The sequence below is a fragment of the Legionella steigerwaltii genome (genome assembly GCF_001468065.1).
GTDB classification, from domain to species: Bacteria; Pseudomonadota; Gammaproteobacteria; order Legionellales; family Legionellaceae; genus Legionella; species Legionella steigerwaltii.
Window position 1 is genome coordinate 47,363 of the sequence record NZ_LNYZ01000038.1, and the last position, 18,884, is coordinate 66,246.

Consider the following 18,884-nt stretch of genomic DNA (forward strand, 5'->3'; position numbering starts at 1 on the left):
TGAACATGACCCTTTTTTACCAGGATCCCGGCCGAGGGTCAATACGATTAAATTCTATACAAAAAATGCGATAAAACAGGAAAAAGGAATTTAAAAAATGTCTTTTAAAGCAAAATTATCATCAACTATAAACAGATTAAGAAGATTTTTTTTTCCAACAGTTGAAGAACTTTATAGGGAAGCAATGAGCAATATACAACTTGGGAGATTTGGCAAATTGTTTATGGCACTATATTTCCCATCAGTTAAAGAAAATGAAGATTTGAAATCTACTGTAACACGTATATTAAATCGAATTATTTTAATCGCAGGCGCATCTGGCTTTTTTTGTATATGGTCAATGATTCTTGATTTGCATTTATTGGAAGGGATTTTTTTAATTTTTTGTATGAGTTCAATTATTCCTTACATAGCCTATGTGGTTACAAAAAAACAAGTACCTCGTTGATAATATCTACGTTTTTAAGCTAACAAACATCTGAGAAAAAAATCTCCAGACGGAGCACGAGGTATAGCTATGACAATACATGTCTTTACTACAACTATTGAACAAGCACTAAACCCAACCATTTGCATTAAAACTCAAAAAAACATCAAATCTGAGTTGTCTTTAAAAATAACATTCCAACTCAATCATGAAAACATTGAATGGCATGAGCAGCCCTATCCTGAGATTATTTTTCTTGAAATAATCAACTTGGAAACTAACGAAATGATGGATTATGAGCACTTGCCAATTATTGCGAAAATCAATATCCGCAAGCAGTGCCGCAAATTTTTAATTGATAAGAATTTTGACCCTTATCGCAATATTGTGCCTTTCAATTGTGTTCCTTATCGATTTTCAGATCCATTTAACGAGAACCAGAGCCACAATGCTGAACTTATTGATTTTAAAATGCATTTTGAAAAAGCAAAAGCATTTAAGTAAAGCATTCTTAAGTCTGGGAATCAGTAATCAGACTTAATTGAAAATATTAAAGATTGAATGAAAGTCCCGCCTTTTTGTAAAAAAAGTTATCTCTACTTATCATCATTAATAGTTTTTTGAATTTCTAATACATTAGCAAAAGCATCTTTCATAGTTTTACCCAATTCATTGGCATGAGCTTTTAAATTTTTATAACTTTCAGTTTGAGATATATCCTCAAACATCTGCCAATGCTCATCAACTATTTGAAATTTTTCTTTTGTATTGTTCATCTTTATCCCTGGTTTCAAATACTTATATTTCATGTGCATTTAAAAGAGAAAAAGGATTCTCTCCATTCCTATTTTAGGAAAAAATCAGCACTAATTTTAAATTTTCTTTTTAGCTCAGATATATGATTTTTTCCTAAGCTTCGTTCTCCATTTAGAAATTTGGAAACATTTGCTTGGCCACCAAATATAGGAGCAAGATCTTTTTGATGAAGTTGATTGATATTCATTAGATACTTTACCAACTCAACATCTGTTACATTTTCACCAATCAAAGGAAAATGCTCATTATCATATTGCTCTAAGTTCTCACCGATGATTTGCATTGCCAAAGCTAGAGGATGATTTTCATCATCACGAACCTCGTCAATTAATTTATCTAGAATATCTTCGAGATATTTATATTCATTATCATTAGTTGGTTTCTTAAACACAGTTAGTGGTAAATGAAATTTATGTTTGGTTTTATTGTCAATGTAGTCAATAGCAAGAGCCTTCATAAATCACCTCGCTTTAATTTTTCTTTATTAATTGGTTTGTCATATTCAGCATGTGTCCAAATTGTTCTGACATAACAAGTTTGGGTGTTGTAATGAATCGCCGTTATTAAACGATAATTATTACCACCAACATTAAATATAGTGTAGCCATAAACAGGATCTACACTATTAAAAACTTGCCTCAACTCAAAAATATTAGACGCATTTGTCTCTAACATTTTATAGTACCACTCTGTCAGTGGGATTTCAGATTGAACATTACTTATATAATAATCGCGAAGTTTTTTCTTAGAAATGATACGCAAAATTTATTTTCGCTCAAAAGTATTTAATACAAGTATATGTCAATATGATATATATGTCAATGTGACATATAAGTAGTATGATGATGCCAAGTAAGAAATAAAACGGGGGATTTATTTATTACCCTGCCCTACCCTATCATCCAACCAAAATGCAACAATAAATCAGTTAATAAATATGGTTAATTTTTCTAAAATTAAGAAAGAGGCTAATAAGATATTTTGCACAAATTAGTTAAATATTTTTGATGCTACTCTGTATAGCTTGGAGTCGTCTTTTTTCATCTATATCAATTAATTTTTTTGCCTTGGAAATATCCTCAATACTCAAACTATGTAGTGTACTGAACCACGAGTTAAAACGTTCAATTATCCCTTTCATTGAAATTTCATGGTATTTTGTTTTAAAGAAAAATCTCTGTAATAACAATAGTGCACCTGAAGGTATTTCTTTGTTTTGAAGAAACCTTTGATATAACCACAGAACTAAGTCCGTTACTTCAACCCCGATACTATTTTTATGGGATAAAAATACCAATTTATCTGACGGGTAGTTTCTAAAATCAGTTGTTCCCAATGGCGTCTTTTCTATGACTTTTTGTTCTTTCAAAATAGCACATAAATCAGCCAATTTTTGCTGATATTTATTAAACTCTGATTGATGATCAATCGTAATTTTTACTGGTGACTTAGGAGTGTTTTTTATATATTCACCTATTTGATGCAGTACAAACTGAAAGCCAATTATATTGGGAGAGTTGGCCTTTACTTGGGATTCATCCGTACAATTATAACCGAGGGCATAGAAGTTAGATTTTGCCCAAGATAAAGTATCATAGATTAACTGTTGAGATCGTTTGTCAGGTATTTCTCCTAACCGGCTTAAAAGCACATCACATACTGAGGTAAAAATTTCTTTTGACCTATAATTGTCTATACAGACTCTAGCATCCCATGATTTTTTTAATGTATCAAAGTCAAATATGCTCGCAACTTTAACTAACATTGCATACCTTAATGGCGTCCAATATCCCGTCCAGGTATAAGCAGGGTTCATACCTTGATCAAATACCTGATCGAAAAAAGAGATGATTGCAAGATCGCTTTTGCTAACTTTAGATAAATCAAAGCGTAATTTGTATTTTTTTTGAAGGCCAATTAAATCCGAAATAACAGATTCAATTTTATTTAAAGGAAGATTCTTCCCGTGCAGATGAGTAATGCCATATTTTTGTTTAATTATATTTACATGTTTTTCCGCTAGTAGATCAAAATTTATATTACTAGTTAATAGACCGTAGAATAAATTAGGTTGAGAATCATTGAACAGATCTTTACCTGTGTTCCCACTTTCATCAACATAGTAAAACATTGATATCTCTAAAATAATTCACCTGGGTCAATTATAGAACAAATTAACAATTAGTGTAGTTGGTCTGCAGAAGTTCATGTAGAAAAAATAATTGAAAAAATAGTGTTTTTTTCAATTGCTACTGAATGATTTGACCACCACACACTCTGAAAGACTCGATTATATAAACTCTTGTTGATACTTTGATATTATCTATTTAGGATAAAAAGAATAAAAAGGCAGGTTTATGACAATATTTGAAGGGATAAGTATTTCTGTTAGTTTGTTTGCAGTGCTAATCAGCTATAGAGCAAATAGGAAAAGCAATAAACTTCTAGCTGAGGCCAATAATCTACAAATTAACCAATCTGAACTTGCCGCGATGCAAAAAGAATTGCTGAAAAAAGAGCAGTCTGAAGCTCTCTGTAGAATAGAGCTTATGAAGTTACAAGGTACTAAGTACAAGTTCAATATCACAAATATAAGCCAAACTAATGCTCATGATGTAAATATCACCTTTAAAGGTCATAATCAGAGGCCGGATTTCATAAAATGGGAAAAATATAAAAATCTGTTCCCCATTAGCACTTTATCTCCTGCTCAGTCAGTTAGTATAAGCACTCACAGAGATTTAGCTAGTCCATCCAGCTATGACATAATTTTAAGTTGGAGTAATCCTGATGGTTCTTTGAAGTCTACAGAAGTAACTTTGTTTCCTGAATAAAGATGTCTACTAATTTATGAATTAGTGAACGGGCAAATTCTCTGGAATTAGGTGTCCATTAAATCGTGCTCTTAAATCGCATCAGCCAAATATTCCATAAATCCATTTAAGAGACTGTTTAAATTTAATTTACGATTGCACTCCTTTTTTAGATCTAATTTTACCATGCACAAAATTATTCCAAGAAAAAAACACATCCTCTTATATACAAAAGAGGATGTCTTCAATGCCAGAAAGGGTTTCTGTAAGTTTTACATTTATTTGGCAGGGAAATTAAATCTTTAATTGGCACTATCAGATTGATTCCTTACAGTTTCGCGTGCTTCACCTAGGATTTGAAAAGCCTCTTTTATTACATATAAGGCAATAATAAACCCGACAACTAGATCAGGGTATCTGGATTTCGTGAGTACTATTAATCCACCCGATAAAATAACACCTAGATTGGCAATAACATCTGCACGAGTAAAAATCCAAGTTGCACGTAAATGAATTTCTCCATCGCGAAATCGTCGAAGTAAATACAAAACTACGCTGTTTACTACCAAAGAAATAAACGCAATACTTATTATCACAGTGCTCATAGGAGAGCTACCCAACAAAACTCGTCTTCCTACATCAATCAGCACCCCAGCACCTAAAATTAATAGTAAACTTCCACTTAACGCGGCGGTTGTGGTTTTGAAGCGCATACCCCGACCAACTGCCAAAAGACCTAACATATAAGCCGATGCATCAGCAAGCATATCTAATGAATCTGCAATGAGTCCAGTAGATTGGGCAATAACCCCGGCGGTTAAGCCTACAAGGAACATCGTAAAATTTAACGCCAATGCAATTTTCAAAACTTTTTTATCTGTTACTGTAGCGGCTTGTTGACATTCACAACTCATAAAACTAGCTCCTTTCATAAACAGGATTTTGTAATATCTGTATTCTCTAGCATCTAGATAATCTCTTTTATTCAGACAGAGAGAACTACACTTAGCCACTCATCCCAATGGACGCATTGCGTAACTCTCTTTTTCTTACATAAGTATTAAGACCAATATGATTGCTATAACCTAAAAAATTTGCGATTTTCCTCACTGATAAACCTAATGCTAGCAGCTCTATAATTTTTTCAGCATCTTTATCAAATTTACTTTTCTGAATTGTGCCTTTAGGTTTACCCAATTGAATCCCTTGCCTTTTTTTGCTGGCAAGCGCTTCTTTAGTTCTGAGACTAATAAGATCACGTTCAAGCTCAGCGAAGAGTGAAAACAAGGTAATCATGATTTTAGAATTCATATCGTGTTGCTTCATATCCAAGTTTTGCTTGATAGCAATTACTCGAACTTGTTTTTTGATTAATTCATTAACCAACCCAATGACTTCAGCGGTACTTCTACCCAATCGGCTTAACTCAGTAACGATAAGCGTATCAGCATCATCCAATACTGAGAGCATTTCATCAATGCGGCGTTCTTTACTTGTTTTTCTACTTGAGATAGTCATCTGAATAAAATCATCAACTTCAAGTTTATTTTTTTTAGCAAATTCAAAAATTTCAAGCTTTTGATTATTCAAATCTTGTTTATCAGTTGAAGCACGAATATATGCGATTGTTTTGGCCATAATTTACTCAAAAAATAGTCCGTTAATATTTAACCTTAAATAATAGATTTAATTATACATACTAATATAGTTTTATAAAGTGTAAGGCACCAATAAAACATATTCATAAAAACGGTCGTTTTATAGTATACAAAATAATAGAGCCAAAGTATAATAAATGGCCATAGAGATATATTATAATCACTTCACCATTATGTTGTACATGAAATGCAAAAATCAGCCTAATTTGATATTAAATTAAGAAATATGAGTAGAAAAAGCGCTTTTGATAAATTTAAAGTCATTCAGTCGTATTTAGAAGATAAAGCGCCCCTAACTTCCATCGCAAAGAATTCAGGAGTTTCGATCAGGAGTTTGCATCGGTGGGTTGAGCAATACAAGGTCAATGGGTTAGACGGATTAAAATCAAAAAGCCGTAATGATAAGGGGAGTTACCGAGAGCTAACAGAAAATTTGGCGCAGGTAATTGAAGGATTGGCTCTGAAAAAGCCAAAACGTACTGTTGCTGCAATTCATCGACAAATAGTGCGTCATACCAAAGATAATAATCTGCCAATACCCAGTTACGCAGTTGTTTCAAAGATTATAAATAATCTCTCTCCTGATCTCATCAGCCTTGCGCATGATGGTATAAAACCATACCAACAAAAATATGATCTTCTTTTTATCAGAGAAGCATCGAGGGCAAATGAAATATGGCAAGCGGATCATACATTACTTGATATCTACGTGCTTGATAATAAAGGTGGAATTAAACGACCCTGGCTCACTGTTATTATGGATGATTATAGTAGAGGTATAGCTGGATATTATTTAAGTTTTCATGCTCCCTCATCACTACAAACATCGTTAGCATTTCGTCAGGCGATATGGATAAAAAATGAGAAACAGTGGCCTATCTGCGGTATTCCTGAAATCATGTATACCGATCATGGTTGCGATTTTACATCACACCATATTGAAGAAGTTTGTGTGTCATTAAAAATACAGTTAATTTTTTCGACCATCGGTAAACCCCGTGGTCGTGGAAAGATTGAGCGATTTTTTGCAACAATAAATCAACGCGTTCTTCAAGACTTGCCCGGGTACGTGCAACCAGATACTTCTGTAAAAAAGAATGAATGCTTGACGCTTGAAGTACTTGAATCAAAAATAAAATTTTTTATGTTGGATGAATACAATAATCAATCACATAGTTCAACCAAAATTGCGCCGATCGTTAAATGGCAAAGCAATTGTTTTTTGCCTCAGCTCCCTGAATCACAAGATTCTCTGGATTTATTATTATTGATGGTAGCAAAACCAAGAAGAGTTCACAGAGATGGCATAAAATTTCAGGGGTTCCGTTATTTCTCTACAACCCTCGCGGGCTTTGTTGGTGAGGATGTCATCATTCGTTATGATCCAAGGGATCTTGCCGAAATTCGTGTGTTTCACAAGGGTGATTTTTTGTGCCGTGCGATTTCACAAGAATTAGACACAGGGTCAGTCAGTTTAAAAGAAATTGTCCAGGCGAGAAATGCCAGAAGGAAGGAACTACGAGACAATATCAGTGAGCGATGTTCAATTGTAGACGCCTTATTAAAAAATCCATCAAAAATAACCAACAAGCCAACTCCTACCTCACCACTTGAACAAGATAAAGTTCGCCATGTCAAAATAAAGAGGTATAAGCATGAATGAGCTACCTGACACGGATGAAGTGTTTTTAGAAACCAAGGGGTATCAGCGATTTGAAGAGTTTTGTGATGCGTGTGTTGAATATAAATACATTGGCATATGCTATGGATCTCCAGGAGTTGGGAAAACACAATCTGCAGAACATTACAGCAAGCGGAAACTAATTTTGTCAGCAAACCCAAATGGATATGCAATTGAAGATAATCGTCATGTACCAACCGAACTTTATAGCTGCAGTACCGTTTTTTATACTCCCATCGCCCCACTGTCTTCTCTTCAAATGCTAAATACCTTGAATCAAAACATTTGTTATTTTGATCGAGTGGTTCATGCCGCACAAGTAAATAAGATGGTCGATGAGCAAACCCAATTAAATCAAGATGAAAAAGAGAATTTTATCAAAACGATAAAATTATCATCCAAGAATTACTGCAAGCTAATCATCATTGATGAAACGGAAAGACTTGGTTTCGCCACGTTAGAGTTACTGAGATCATTGTATGACGATCGGGGTATTTCCATCGTATTTATTGGCATGCCCGGCTTGGAAAAAAGACTATCAAGGTATTCACAACTGTATTCACGGATAGGATTTTCTCATGAATATAAACCACTGTCCAAGGAAGAAATGTTGTTTACCTTGGAACACAACTGGCAAAAATTAGGGCTTAAATTAAAGCAAAAGGAATTTTCTGATCATGAGGCGATGGCGTCCATTATGCGCATCACTAATGGTAATTTTCGATTATTAAATCGGCTATTTATGCAAATTGATCGATTGCTAAGGTTGAATCAATTGCAATATATCACTAATGAAGTGGTATTGGCGGCAAGAGAATGTTTGTTAATTGGTAATACTTAATCTATTTTAATGGTGGTGTTGACATGGCAAAAAAAGGTAAGGCAAAGATTTTGAATGCGTTTGAATTCGAACAACTACTCAATGCAGCAAAAATTGGCTCATCCCCCATTCGCAATATTGCGCTTGTATATTGCTCATTCGGGTTAGGGCTGCGTGTAAAAGAAATCGCATCGCTTTCTATTAAAGATGTTGCCGATAAGCAATGCAGACTTCTTGATGAAATTTGTTTGAAACGCTCAATACATTATGGCAAAAAGCATCGTTATGCTTATCTTACCAATAAAAAGGTTTATGCCGCACTTACCGATCACTTGAAAACCATGGTAGGTTCTGATCTTAATAAACCATTATTTCAAACGCAGCGAAAAAAAGAATTTACTCCGTGTACATTGCAAAAATGGTTCAGATCTCTTTATGATAAAGCTGGTATAATTGGTGCAAGCTCTCATTCTGGTCGTCGCACTTTTATTACCCGATTGCTTGAGCAGGGTATCAGTATCAAAGCAGTATCATCTTTGGCTGGCCATTCTAGCACGATTACAACGGCTATTTATGCAGAAAACAAACCCGAATGTTTGCAAAACATCGCAAAACTAGCTGCATTTTGATACGGATATTTTTTTATCATGCATTATTATGGTGCTAAACCTGCCATTTAAAGTTTAAAAAATCCTGCCAAATAAAGATAAAACTTACAGGTTTCCATTGTTTAGCATTTTTAACTTTTGCAAATACATCCTTATTTGTATAAAGTAAAGGTAAATCAGGGTGTTAATGGGGTTTTAATGGCGCGTGAAGGAAAAGCAAAGGTTTTGAGTGAGGCGGAATTTAAATTACTGCTTTTGGTCGCGAAAGTGGGCAAAATGGGTACACGTAATCTAGCCCTCGTTTATTGTTCGTATGGTTTGGGATTGCGCGCCAAAGAAATTGCCTCCCTTACCATCGCCGATGTAGCCAACTCCAATTATCAATTATTGGATGAGCTCATTTTAAAGCGTTCCATGACCAAGGGTGAAAAACAGCGTCATGCTTATCTGGCCCATAAAAAAATACGTGAAGTCTTGCAAGCTCATTTAAATGACTTGAAGGGCATGCCACATAATAAAGCCTTGTTTCAAACCCAACGCAAAAGCCGTTTCACCGCCAACACCTTACAAAAATGGTTCAAATCCCTTTATGATAAAGCAGGAATTCATGGGGCGAGCTCTCATTCGGGGCGGCGTACTTTTATTACCCGACTTATTGAACAAGGTGCGGACATCAAAGCCGTCTCCCGTCTGGCGGGGCATGCCAACATTGTAACTACCGCCATTTATGTGGAAGATAACCCTGAGCGCTTAAAACGCATTGCTAACCTGGCCTTGTTTTAATGAGCCCTTGGTTCATTAATCAGCCCTTTCTACGCCTAATTGATTGTTCACCTAGAGAATGCTATCACGCAGCCCGTTTTGAAAAAGGGTCACGCTATTATGTAATTCGTTTAAGCAAAGATTTACTAGAGGACTGGGTGATTACTTTAATTAATGGCCGGATTAAATCCAGGCTTGGGCAAAGTCGCACCTTAGCCTTTGCCAGTTTTAGCGAAGGATTTGATCACTTTTGCACCCTGGTTAAAATACGAAACCTTCGAGGATATCAGCTTAAAACCATAACCTGTGACAATCATCTGCTGCTGCATCTACTCCCTTTCGTGGGTTTGATAGAAGATAAGCACAAAATACCTTCTGCCAAAACCATTAACAGGATCAATCAACGCGAACACCTGGATGCAATACCTATATCTCTCTTACCCCAAGCTGACCTAGAACAATTGGGATTTGCTTTCTAACCAGTGAAAAAATACTTTAACAATCAAATTCAGTACCTGTTAAGTGGATTTGGTTAAACCAAAAAGATTAAAATAAATACTCGATATAATTTAATTCGTATTTTTTGTTGATACGGAGGCGCTCAATTGGGTGCAATCTTTCGTATGGAATGGCCTCTAATAATTTAACAAGAGCGAAATTTCGAGCTCAATTTAAATTCTCGTTCTTTTTTGATTCCACCTAGACCCTTAATGTATGAGAATAAATCACATTATTGAGCATGTATGCTACCGGCTAAAATGGTAATTTGTAAATTTACTTGTAGGTGTTGTATCTTGAACTGGTTGGCTAAAAATATTTGCAATATTATCGCTCAATTCTCCGCTGATTCCACAGTAGCAACTAATGCAAAAGCGAGAGCAGCCAATACCATCCCTCTTGCAGCAAATGCTATGCCGGGGCTTGCAACCAAGGTTGTTTTGACAGCAGGGATGTCTTTTTACTTAAAAAATCACCTCATTTTTTTCACCAGGGAATAATGCCTCCCATTTGAGGGCGCTCATAACTAATATTCCAGCGAGATACGTATGAAAAGCACCAGATATGTGAATTTCTTGATTTGGTTCCCAATTAATCTTTCTTATCGCAAACCAATAAAATTCGTTGTATGTAAGAAAGCATTGATTGATAATATCATAACTACTTCAATATCGCGCTCATTTAAAGGATTTTGTTACATGTTTTTAAATCAGGTATGTAAATTTGGTAGGTAACGAGACGCGTAAACACATACCAAGCTATTCCTTGTTAAGAGTTATTAATACAAACTAAAATTAACTCTATTATGACAAAAATGAATTATGCTATTAAAAATTGGGCGTGTAAAACTTTTATGACAAAATAGTAAAAGTACATGAGCAAGAATAAGGATAGGAATCACATGAACGATATCGCGTCATTTAAAATAAAAAAAATAGTCCTTCTTAAAATTATTTTTGCAGCAATTTTTTCCTGCACGATACTCAATGCCTATGCCGGCATGCAATCTTATCACATCAAATACCACAAGGACTCCAAAATAAACAATGTGCCCTTATCCAATACTGAGGTATTAATAGAGTTCCACCGTAATGGCAATTCACTGGGAAGACTTCTGACAAAAACGAATGATGTTCAAGACATCACCATCGACAATACTTATGGGAAAAATTTGGTTATTCACGTGCTATTCATCGATAAAGAGGGAAAAAGAGTAAGATGTTGGGGAGTATCTACTACTAAAACAAATACCATTGAGATTCAGTGTGATAAAGTGGTTTCGTTGAAAAAGGTAAAGGGAGAGGATGAAGAGTCTACTGACTCCACTAACTAAACCGTTATGAGCGATTAGATTAACAATCTATTGACACAAAGAGCAACATCGCAGGACACTATATATCCTTCATTATAAGGAAATAAACAAAAATGACCAATAAAATTCGTGGTAAAGTCAAATGGTTTAATAAAGACAAGGGATTTGGTTTTATTGAAAGCAGTGGCAAAGACTACTTTGTCCACTTTAGTTCGATTCAAAGTGGCGACTTTAAAACACTTCCCGATGGGGCAGCCGTTCTTTTTAAAATGGGAAAAGGACAGAAAGGACCTCAGGCTGAGGAAGTAGAAGTAATTAAATAACACCATTAATCCTGGGCAAATACCATTCTAATGACAATAAAGCTATTTTTACTGCATGAAACCATCAAAGAGGAGAGAAGTGAACCAACGAGTTGCTTTAGTCACAGGAGGCACTGGTGGTATTGGTACCGCCATATGCCAAGAAATGCAAAAGTTAGATTATCAAGTCATCGCCTGTTATTTCAAACAGGGCAATCATGATTTAGCGAAAGAATGGCAGAAAAAACAAGCCATGCAAGGTTTTGATATCGACATTGTCTATGGGGATATTTCTTCCTTCAAAGATTGTGAGAAAGTGACTGAATTGGTCATCGAAAAATACGGCAAAATCGATATTCTAGTGAACAATGCCGGTGTGACGAAGGATGCCACTTTGAAAAAGATGACTCAAGAACAATGGCAGGATGTCATCAACGCCAATTTGAATAGTGTCTTTAATATGACGAAAACCGTATTATCCAATATGTTGGATAATAGTTACGGACGTATTATCACCATTTCTTCCGTTAATGGACGCAAAGGTCAATTCGGCCAGTGTAATTACGCCGCCACGAAATCCGCATTGTACGGTTTTACCAAAAGTCTGGCACAAGAAGTTGCAAAGAAAGGCATTACGGTAAATACCGTCTCTCCTGGCTATATTAATACCGAGATGCTCGCCTCTCTTAGGGGTGATATTTTAGAAGCGATTGTTGCTCAAATTCCTGTTGGGCGATTAGGCAAACCCCAGGAAATTGCTCGTGTTGTTGCGTTCATTGCAGAGGAGCAAAGCGGTTTTATTACCGGTGCCAATTTTGATATTAATGGTGGGCAATACATGTAACTCACGCAAAAGCGTTCTATTTCTGAAGCACATAAGTTCCTGGTGCCGCTGGCAGTGACTGATTCATGACCGGTGGCGCAATGCGTTTTTTAGTGTTTTGCTGGACTAACCACGCATGCCATGCTTTCCACCAGGAGCCCTCCCGCTTCTCTGTCATCGCAAGCCAACTCTTGGGATTTAAGTAAGCCTCACCTTGTTTATGCTCATGAACACGATAAGAACGTCCTGGATGACCCGGCTCATTGATGATGCCCGCATTATGCCCACCGCCAGTAAGAACAAAAGTCACATCCCCTTCGATCATAAGATGGATTTTATAGACGGATTGCCAGGGTGCTATATGATCTTTTTCAGTGCTCACTGCAAAAACAGGCAACTTAATGTTCTCAGCAGCCACCGGCTTTCCTTCCACGGTATAACGCCCTTCGGCAAAATCATTCCTTAAAAAGAGTTTTTCAAGGTATTCACTGTGCATTTTGTAAGGCATCCGTGTGGCATCCGCATTCCAAGCCGTCAAATCAATCATCCCTCGCCGCATGCCATGCATGTAATCTTGGACCATTTTGGACCAAATTAAGTCATAAGCACGCAACATCTGAAAAGAACCCGCCATTTGCTTGGTATCCAGATACCCTTGTTCCTTCATCATGCTTTTAAGAAAATCCACTTGACTTTCAGTCACAAAAAGCATTAATTCCCCGGCCTCAGTAAAATCCCCTTGGGCTGACAAGAGTGTGAGGCTGTTTAAACGTTCGTCCTTGTCTCTGTTCATCGCAGATGCGGTAATCATGGCCAAGGTGCCCCCTAAACAATACCCCATCAGATTGATTTTGGTTTCTGGCAAAAGGGTTGATACCACATCAAGTGCCGCCATAGCTCCTTGCCGATAATAATCATCCATCCCCAAATCACGATCCTCTTTGTCAGGATTGCGCCAAGAAATGATAAATACCGTGTGCCCCTGCCTTACAAGCCACTTTACCAAGGAGTTATGTGGCGATAAATCCAAAATATAATATTTCATAATCCAGGCGGGTATGATGAGTATCGGCTCTTTATATACCGTCTTGGTTTGGGCCTCAAATTGAATCAATTCCATCAAATGATTTTGGAATACCACTCGCCCTGGTGTAACGGCCACGTCTTTTCCTGGGATAAAATGCTCAGAGCCTGTAGGCGGTGTGCCTGTTAGCTTTTCTAACCAATCCTCGAGTGCGATTTGGCTGCCTTGGATAAGATTAAGTCCCCCAGTGCGCATGGATTCATGGAATAAATCGGGATTAGACCAAACAAAATTGGAAGGGGATAGGGCATCAAGACATTGGCGTGCCCAGAATGAAACAGTACGTTCCACCTGGTTGGGTAATCCTGGCACGTCCGTTGTGGCACGTCGCCACCAATCCTCCATCTGCAAAAATCCTTCGGCGAATAAACGCCAAGGCATGGGCTGCCAACTGTCTTTTTTAAAACGCACGTCTTTACCATCCGCAGCACGCTCAACACAAACGATATTATTAATGCAATCGTTGGCATGCAAAGCCGGATAAAAAGCAAGTTCCCACAAAACCCCAGGGGATTGGGTCAATTGCCAAAGCCAGGTGGAATAAGAAGAACCGATGGCAGCAGGACTTATTCCTGCCGTCCATTTAGCCAGGTTGGCTTGCACTAATTGAGTGAAAAACGGAAAGACGCTGTCGGAAGTACTCATATCAGCCGGTGCACAACAAGAGAAATCTAGCCCTTCTTGCAATTCTTGGTTCTGAGTGAGCATCCTTTCCTTAGGACAACATTGTTTTTCTAGTCCCTTCATGGCCGCGACATCCTTAGCATTATGCCCTATAATCAACAAGATATAATACAGGATAGCACAAGATTTACCCCATCAATGCCATTTAAGGAGCCTCTCTTCAGAAATAGAAAATGAAAAGAATGACATCTTGTGGATTTCCTTGACCAAACAGTGCTTCTGTTTCCTGCAAGAAACATTACCCCATCGATTTTGGTCAATAAAGTGGTGCCTTATTACTTACTTTATCCATTTTATAGGCTAAATTACTTTTTGGGTCCTCTTTAGAAATGTAGGAACAGCAGGAAAACAATAAAAAGGACAAACAAATGAAAAACAGCCCAGTATTTCCAAACGGTGCTATATTATAAAAATGAGGTGGGTTGTTTTTATATTGATTCAGCCATCACATAATTCATTGCAAGGAGCATTGACATGCCAACGCAAAGATTTGTTAAGGCAGTTATTGGGGTAGTGGTATTATTAAGCTCAACATTTTTGTTCACCTCTTGTGCTTCATCGAAAACGACCAATGATACACACCGTGTTTCTCATACTTATGAAGGACACAATACAGGAGGGAAAGGTTGGCATTAATACAACGACTCAGTATGTCTTTTGCTTTTCATGGCCAGCTCTTATAGTACTGTGATAGGATGTTCACCTCGGACAATTCATTGAAAAATAATAAGGAGATTTCATTATGTTAAAACGGAATGTGTTCATTTTATTGGCCGCTTGCAGTTTAGTTGCTACCCCACTCTTCGCAGACGACGACATGTCTTCTGGTTCCCAAATGAATAATATGGGAATGCAAAGCACTAATCAGTCAACCCAGCCCCAAGAAGAGATGAAACAAATGCAGGAAGCACTCAAACAAATGCAGGAAATGCATGATAAGCTCATGAACGCCAAAACAACGGAAGAAAAGAAGTCATTGATGCAAACACAAATGCCCATGATGGAAGAAGGCATGCATTCGATGCAAAAAGGCATGAAGATGATGAAAAGTATGCCTGATGATGCAGCAAAACAACCCGACACGATGGAACAGCGCATGAAAATGATGCAGATGATGATGCAAATGATGCAGATGATGATGGACAATAAAATGATGGGATGCCCCATGATGAAAAATCAATAAATGCTCGATTAGAGGCCTATTCTAGGGTAATTAAATCCAATCACTGGGGCTCTTATGAGATTTCTGGGAGCCCTATTATGCTGGTAGCCTATTAAGATTGTCCCATTTAGAACCTACCTATTTCATCGAGCCCTACTAAAGGGGTGGATTGGTGTATCATTTCGCTCAGTGACATGGATATTGGCAGCTTAATGAGACTCCCCACATTGCTTTGTTTTTTAGATTTCCAGGCTAACTGGTATGGATTCGCATTTTGCTATCTGTTTTCAAACTCTGTTATATTAAAATTCCATAATGTGATGTAACAATAGAGAAAACAGGACGACACCTAATTCCTGGGTCACAAATAAAACTGGAAGATAATGGATAAAAACACGGCGGTTGCTCAAAGTCATGACAAACCAATCGGCAGAATTGTCGAAATCAATGGTCCTGTTGTCAAAATAAATTGTGACGTCTTACCTCCTTTGCATCAATCGCTTAAAACTCATACGGACCGTGATGAATACATTTTAGAAGTGTGTCAGCATCTTGATGAGCATCATGTGAGAGCCATCACGCTCCACCGCGCCTCAGGATTGCAAAGAGGTTTACTAGTCTATGATCAAGGCACTTCCTTACAAATTCCTGTTTCAAAAGAGTGCTTGGGCCGTCTTTTAAATATTTTTGGTGAGCCTTTAGACGGGGCCCCGCCATTAAAAACCAATGAATATCGTGATGTTCTGGCCAAACCCGTGCCACTTGAAATGACGAGCACTCAAGAAACCATTCTTGAGACCGGAATTAAAGTCATTGATTTACTTTGTCCTTTCATCAGAGGGTGTAAAACAGGATTGTTTGGTGGTGCAGGCGTTGGAAAAACCGTACTTCTGATGGAACTGATGCATGCCATTATTCAATTACATCAAGGAACCTCCGTCTTTGCTGGTGTTGGGGAACGCATTCGGGAAGGACATGAATTATGGCATGAGATGCAATCGGCTGGAGTCATGGATAAAACCCTCATGGTATTTGGTCAAATGGATGAATCGCCAGGAGTGCGCTTTCGCACCGGGTTATCGGCATTAACTTATGCGGAATATTTGCGTGATACGTTGGGCCATGAGGTTCTTTTTCTTGTGGATAATATTTATCGTTTTGTGCAAGCCGGCAGTGAAATTTCGGGGTTACTCGGCAGAATGCCGGCCAGTGTCGGTTATCAACCCACCTTAATGACTGAGATAGCGGAACTTGAAGAGCGCATGACGTCGACTGCCAAAGGCGCAGTGACTTCGGTGCAAGCGGTTTATGTTCCGGCTGATGATATGAGCGATCCGGCTGTGACTGGGATTATTACTCATTTGGATTCCATCATCGTACTCTCTCGCTCACAAGCAGGCAAAGGCATTTATCCTGCCGTAGATCCCTTAGCTTCCAAGAGTCAATTTATGGATAAAATCCTGTTGGGCGAGCGACATTATTCCATTGCACAAGGCGTACGAGAACACCTGGAACGTTATCAAGAATTAGAAGACATGATTTCCATGATGGGGATTGAAGAGCTTTCTCCTAAAGACCGTGCTATTGTGTTAAGAGCACGCAAACTGCAACGCTATCTTAGCCAACCCTTTCATGTCACCAAGCTTCAAACAGGAATGGAAGGGAAATCGGTTTCATTAGAACACACATTAACCGATTGCGAATCGCTCCTAAGAGGCGATTACGATGAGTTTTCAGAAGAAGAGTGTTACATGATAGGTGCCATGAATAAAGGGAGATAACGACGGACATGGAGCTTTTTACTATCCATCTTAAGAGTGCCACACAATATGAAAAAATCGATAAGATCATCAGTTTTGTGGGTGAAGATGCTTCTGGACAATTTGGGATTTTAGCACATCATGACCGAATGATGACGTGCTTAAAATTCGGCCTGGCTTGGTTTCGTTATGAGAATCAAGAGACGGAATACTTAGCCTTACCGGGTGCCGTGGTTTATTTCATTGACAATCAATTGCATATCGCGACAAGACATTATGTGCGCCATAAAGAGTACCAAGCCATACAAATGGTCCTAGAGGAAGAATTGCATTGGGAAGAAGACAATCTATCGCGTACTAAAGAAAGCGTGCATCGTTTGGATGAAGGCATGTTAAAGCGTTTATGGGAGTTAAACCGGCAGAACAGCTATGGAATTTAAAGATTCGAAAAAGGAACTGGAACAACAAGTGAAACGGAATGTCCGCAAAATCAATGAAGCCAAAAAGGGAAAATCGACTTTATTAGCCCAAACGGTTTACCTGGGGACTTTAGGCTTTGTTTTTGTTTTACCCATCATCGCAGGAGCCTATCTCGGGGTTTGGCTCGATGAAAAAATAAAAGGCTATTCCATGAGTTGGACCATCAATTTAATCCTCCTCGGTGTGATTATTGGCGCCATTAACGTGTATCTTTTAATTAAGGATTAACCGTGGAAGAAGGATTTTTAGCGTATTTTGCCTTTTCAATCGGTGGGCTACACATCACACAAAGCGTCTTGGCCACGTGGTTCATTATGATGGCTTTATTCCTTTTGGCATGGAGTTCCACTCGCAAATGCTCTCTCCTACAACCAAGCACGTACCAAGTCATTTGGGAGGGTGTTTTGAGCACGATGCACGATGCGATGAACGAAGTATTACCCGAGCACGTTGAGCTGATATTTCCTTTTGTAGCCACCTTGTGGATTTTTATCCTTGTTTCCAATTTAATCGGTGTTATTCCAGGACTTTATTCACCAACGGCGGATTTATCAGTGACGGCATCCCTTGCGATGATGACTTTTTTATCGGTACATTGGTTTGGAATTCGTGCCGAGGGGTGGCGAAACTATTTGAAACATTATCTTAAGCCAACTCCTTTTTTGTTGCCTTTTCATTTAATCAGCGAAATATCTCGAACCTTAGCATTAGCCGTCCGATTGTTTGGTAATATCATGAGCTTGCAATTAACCGCCCTGGTTGTCCTTATGATTGCCGGATTTTTAGTCCCTATTCCAATACTCATTTTACATATTATTGAAGCCATCATCCAAGCGTATATTTTTGGCATGCTGGCTTTAATTTACATTGCCGGGGGCATTCAAGCCCATGAGCTTAAAAGCCAAGGAGAATCGTTATGAATGACATGAGTTGGTTTAGTTTAGCATCAACCGTTATTGCAGCAATAGCCATTGCCATAGGAACCATAGGGCCGGCTCTGGCCATGGGGCGTGCGATTAGTCACGCCTTAGATGCTTTGGCAAGGCAACCTGAAGCCGAAAAATCCATCACCAGAACCTTATTTATTGGTTTGGCCATGATTGAATCATTAGCCATTTATTGTTTGGTGATTGTTTTGATTATCCTCTTTAGAAATCCCTTATTGTCTTATTTTGTAACGCAACAGGGATAAAG

26 protein-coding genes are annotated in these 18,884 nt (G+C 37.9%); 19 read left to right on the forward strand and 7 right to left on the reverse strand.

The annotated features are described in order from the left end of the window. The first annotated feature begins 97 nt into the window (after positions 1-97). Positions 98-448 (forward strand): hypothetical protein, encoded by a 351-nt coding sequence (locus tag Lstg_RS15135; protein WP_058393375.1) that lies wholly within the window; start codon positions 98-100, stop codon positions 446-448. 69 nt (positions 449-517) lie between these two features. Then, positions 518-931: a hypothetical protein gene (locus Lstg_RS15140; RefSeq protein ID WP_058393376.1), complete on the forward strand. Its 414-nt coding sequence runs from the start codon at positions 518-520 to the stop codon at positions 929-931. Between the two features lie 92 nt (positions 932-1,023). Here Lstg_RS15140 and Lstg_RS15145 read toward each other — a convergent pair whose 3' ends face one another. The 4 genes from Lstg_RS15145 to Lstg_RS15160 form a co-directional block, all read right to left on the reverse strand. Then, a complete protein-coding gene (locus Lstg_RS15145) occupies positions 1,024-1,203 on the reverse strand; it encodes a hypothetical protein (RefSeq protein ID WP_058393377.1) in 180 nt (59 codons plus the stop codon). 68 nt (positions 1,204-1,271) lie between these two features. Continuing rightward, a complete protein-coding gene (locus tag Lstg_RS15150; RefSeq protein ID WP_058393378.1) occupies positions 1,272-1,700 on the reverse strand; it encodes a helix-turn-helix domain-containing protein in 429 nt (142 codons plus the stop codon). Further along, the gene (locus tag Lstg_RS15155) at positions 1,697-2,005 is read right to left on the reverse strand and encodes a type II toxin-antitoxin system HigB family toxin (RefSeq protein WP_064276601.1); all 309 of its coding nucleotides are present in this window, start codon (positions 2,003-2,005) and stop codon (positions 1,697-1,699) included. The genes Lstg_RS15150 and Lstg_RS15155 overlap by 4 nt, the downstream gene beginning before the upstream one ends. Before the next feature lie 232 nt (positions 2,006-2,237). Beyond that, a complete protein-coding gene (locus Lstg_RS15160; protein ID WP_058393380.1) occupies positions 2,238-3,374 on the reverse strand; it encodes a DUF3800 domain-containing protein in 1,137 nt (378 codons plus the stop codon). A gap of 226 nt (positions 3,375-3,600) precedes the next feature. Here Lstg_RS15160 and Lstg_RS15165 point away from each other — a divergent pair, with 226 nt between their 5' ends. After that, positions 3,601-4,077 (forward strand): COG1361 family protein, encoded by a 477-nt coding sequence (locus Lstg_RS15165; protein WP_058393381.1) that lies wholly within the window; start codon positions 3,601-3,603, stop codon positions 4,075-4,077. Between the two features lie 281 nt (positions 4,078-4,358). On the opposite strand, the gene Lstg_RS15170 is transcribed toward Lstg_RS15165, so the two are convergent. Together Lstg_RS15170 and Lstg_RS15175 are read right to left on the reverse strand one after the other, a co-directional pair. Further along, positions 4,359-4,970: a cation efflux transmembrane domain-containing protein gene (locus Lstg_RS15170; protein WP_058393382.1), complete on the reverse strand. Its 612-nt coding sequence runs from the start codon at positions 4,968-4,970 to the stop codon at positions 4,359-4,361. A gap of 91 nt (positions 4,971-5,061) precedes the next feature. Further along, on the reverse strand, positions 5,062-5,694 hold the full coding sequence (locus Lstg_RS15175) for a recombinase family protein (protein ID WP_058393383.1): 633 nt from the start codon (positions 5,692-5,694) through the stop codon (positions 5,062-5,064). Positions 5,695-5,940: 246 nt separating this feature from the next. Between Lstg_RS15175 and Lstg_RS15180 the strand changes: the two genes are divergently transcribed. From Lstg_RS15180 to phbB, 9 genes are all read left to right on the forward strand, one after another. Then, positions 5,941-7,377 (forward strand): Mu transposase C-terminal domain-containing protein, encoded by a 1,437-nt coding sequence (locus Lstg_RS15180; protein WP_058478484.1) that lies wholly within the window; start codon positions 5,941-5,943, stop codon positions 7,375-7,377. Further along, the gene (locus Lstg_RS15185) at positions 7,370-8,236 is read left to right on the forward strand and encodes an AAA family ATPase (protein ID WP_058478485.1); all 867 of its coding nucleotides are present in this window, start codon (positions 7,370-7,372) and stop codon (positions 8,234-8,236) included. The genes Lstg_RS15180 and Lstg_RS15185 overlap by 8 nt, the downstream gene beginning before the upstream one ends. A gap of 23 nt (positions 8,237-8,259) precedes the next feature. Beyond that, positions 8,260-8,844, forward strand: coding sequence for a tyrosine-type recombinase/integrase (locus Lstg_RS15190; RefSeq protein WP_058478486.1), 585 nt, complete (start codon positions 8,260-8,262; stop codon positions 8,842-8,844). A 177-nt stretch (positions 8,845-9,021) separates the two neighbouring features. Beyond that, positions 9,022-9,606, forward strand: coding sequence for a tyrosine-type recombinase/integrase (locus Lstg_RS15195; RefSeq protein WP_058478487.1), 585 nt, complete (start codon positions 9,022-9,024; stop codon positions 9,604-9,606). Further along, complete coding sequence (locus Lstg_RS15200) at positions 9,606-10,064, forward strand: hypothetical protein (protein WP_058478488.1); 459 nt, start codon at positions 9,606-9,608, stop codon at positions 10,062-10,064. Before Lstg_RS15195 ends, Lstg_RS15200 begins: the two co-directional genes overlap by 1 nt. Positions 10,065-10,388: 324 nt before the next feature. Next, positions 10,389-10,583, forward strand: a complete 195-nt coding sequence (locus Lstg_RS15205) for a hypothetical protein (protein ID WP_133129197.1) — start codon at positions 10,389-10,391, stop codon at positions 10,581-10,583. A 401-nt stretch (positions 10,584-10,984) separates the two neighbouring features. Then, entirely contained in the window at positions 10,985-11,416 is a 432-nt protein-coding gene (locus Lstg_RS15210; protein WP_058478490.1) for a hypothetical protein, read from the forward strand. 92 nt (positions 11,417-11,508) lie between these two features. Next, positions 11,509-11,718 carry a cold-shock protein gene (locus tag Lstg_RS15215; protein ID WP_058478491.1) on the forward strand — a complete coding sequence of 70 codons (210 nt, stop codon included), beginning with the start codon at positions 11,509-11,511 and terminating at the stop codon, positions 11,716-11,718. A gap of 79 nt (positions 11,719-11,797) precedes the next feature. Further along, positions 11,798-12,541: an acetoacetyl-CoA reductase gene (gene phbB / locus Lstg_RS15220; RefSeq protein ID WP_058478492.1), complete on the forward strand. Its 744-nt coding sequence runs from the start codon at positions 11,798-11,800 to the stop codon at positions 12,539-12,541. Between the two features lie 16 nt (positions 12,542-12,557). Here phbB and Lstg_RS15225 read toward each other — a convergent pair whose 3' ends face one another. Continuing rightward, the gene (locus Lstg_RS15225) at positions 12,558-14,351 is read right to left on the reverse strand and encodes a PHA/PHB synthase family protein (protein WP_058478493.1); all 1,794 of its coding nucleotides are present in this window, start codon (positions 14,349-14,351) and stop codon (positions 12,558-12,560) included. A gap of 411 nt (positions 14,352-14,762) precedes the next feature. Here Lstg_RS15225 and Lstg_RS17915 point away from each other — a divergent pair, with 411 nt between their 5' ends. The 7 genes from Lstg_RS17915 (at position 14,763) to Lstg_RS15255 (ending at position 18,882) form a co-directional block, all read left to right on the forward strand. Then, positions 14,763-14,924 (forward strand): hypothetical protein, encoded by a 162-nt coding sequence (locus tag Lstg_RS17915; RefSeq protein ID WP_165481742.1) that lies wholly within the window; start codon positions 14,763-14,765, stop codon positions 14,922-14,924. Between the two features lie 106 nt (positions 14,925-15,030). Then, the gene (locus tag Lstg_RS15230; protein WP_058478494.1) at positions 15,031-15,471 is read left to right on the forward strand and encodes a hypothetical protein; all 441 of its coding nucleotides are present in this window, start codon (positions 15,031-15,033) and stop codon (positions 15,469-15,471) included. 362 nt (positions 15,472-15,833) lie between these two features. After that, a complete protein-coding gene (gene atpD, locus Lstg_RS15235; protein WP_058478495.1) occupies positions 15,834-17,231 on the forward strand; it encodes a F0F1 ATP synthase subunit beta in 1,398 nt (465 codons plus the stop codon). An 8-nt stretch (positions 17,232-17,239) separates the two neighbouring features. After that, positions 17,240-17,650: a F0F1 ATP synthase subunit delta/epsilon gene (locus Lstg_RS15240; RefSeq protein WP_058478496.1), complete on the forward strand. Its 411-nt coding sequence runs from the start codon at positions 17,240-17,242 to the stop codon at positions 17,648-17,650. After that, entirely contained in the window at positions 17,640-17,918 is a 279-nt protein-coding gene (locus tag Lstg_RS15245; RefSeq protein WP_019350013.1) for an AtpZ/AtpI family protein, read from the forward strand. Before Lstg_RS15240 ends, Lstg_RS15245 begins: the two co-directional genes overlap by 11 nt. A 2-nt stretch (positions 17,919-17,920) precedes the next feature. Next, positions 17,921-18,610 (forward strand): F0F1 ATP synthase subunit A, encoded by a 690-nt coding sequence (locus Lstg_RS15250; protein WP_080444839.1) that lies wholly within the window; start codon positions 17,921-17,923, stop codon positions 18,608-18,610. Further along, positions 18,607-18,882, forward strand: coding sequence for a F0F1 ATP synthase subunit C (locus Lstg_RS15255; protein WP_019235654.1), 276 nt, complete (start codon positions 18,607-18,609; stop codon positions 18,880-18,882). Before Lstg_RS15250 ends, Lstg_RS15255 begins: the two co-directional genes overlap by 4 nt. Positions 18,883-18,884: the final 2 nt, after the last annotated feature.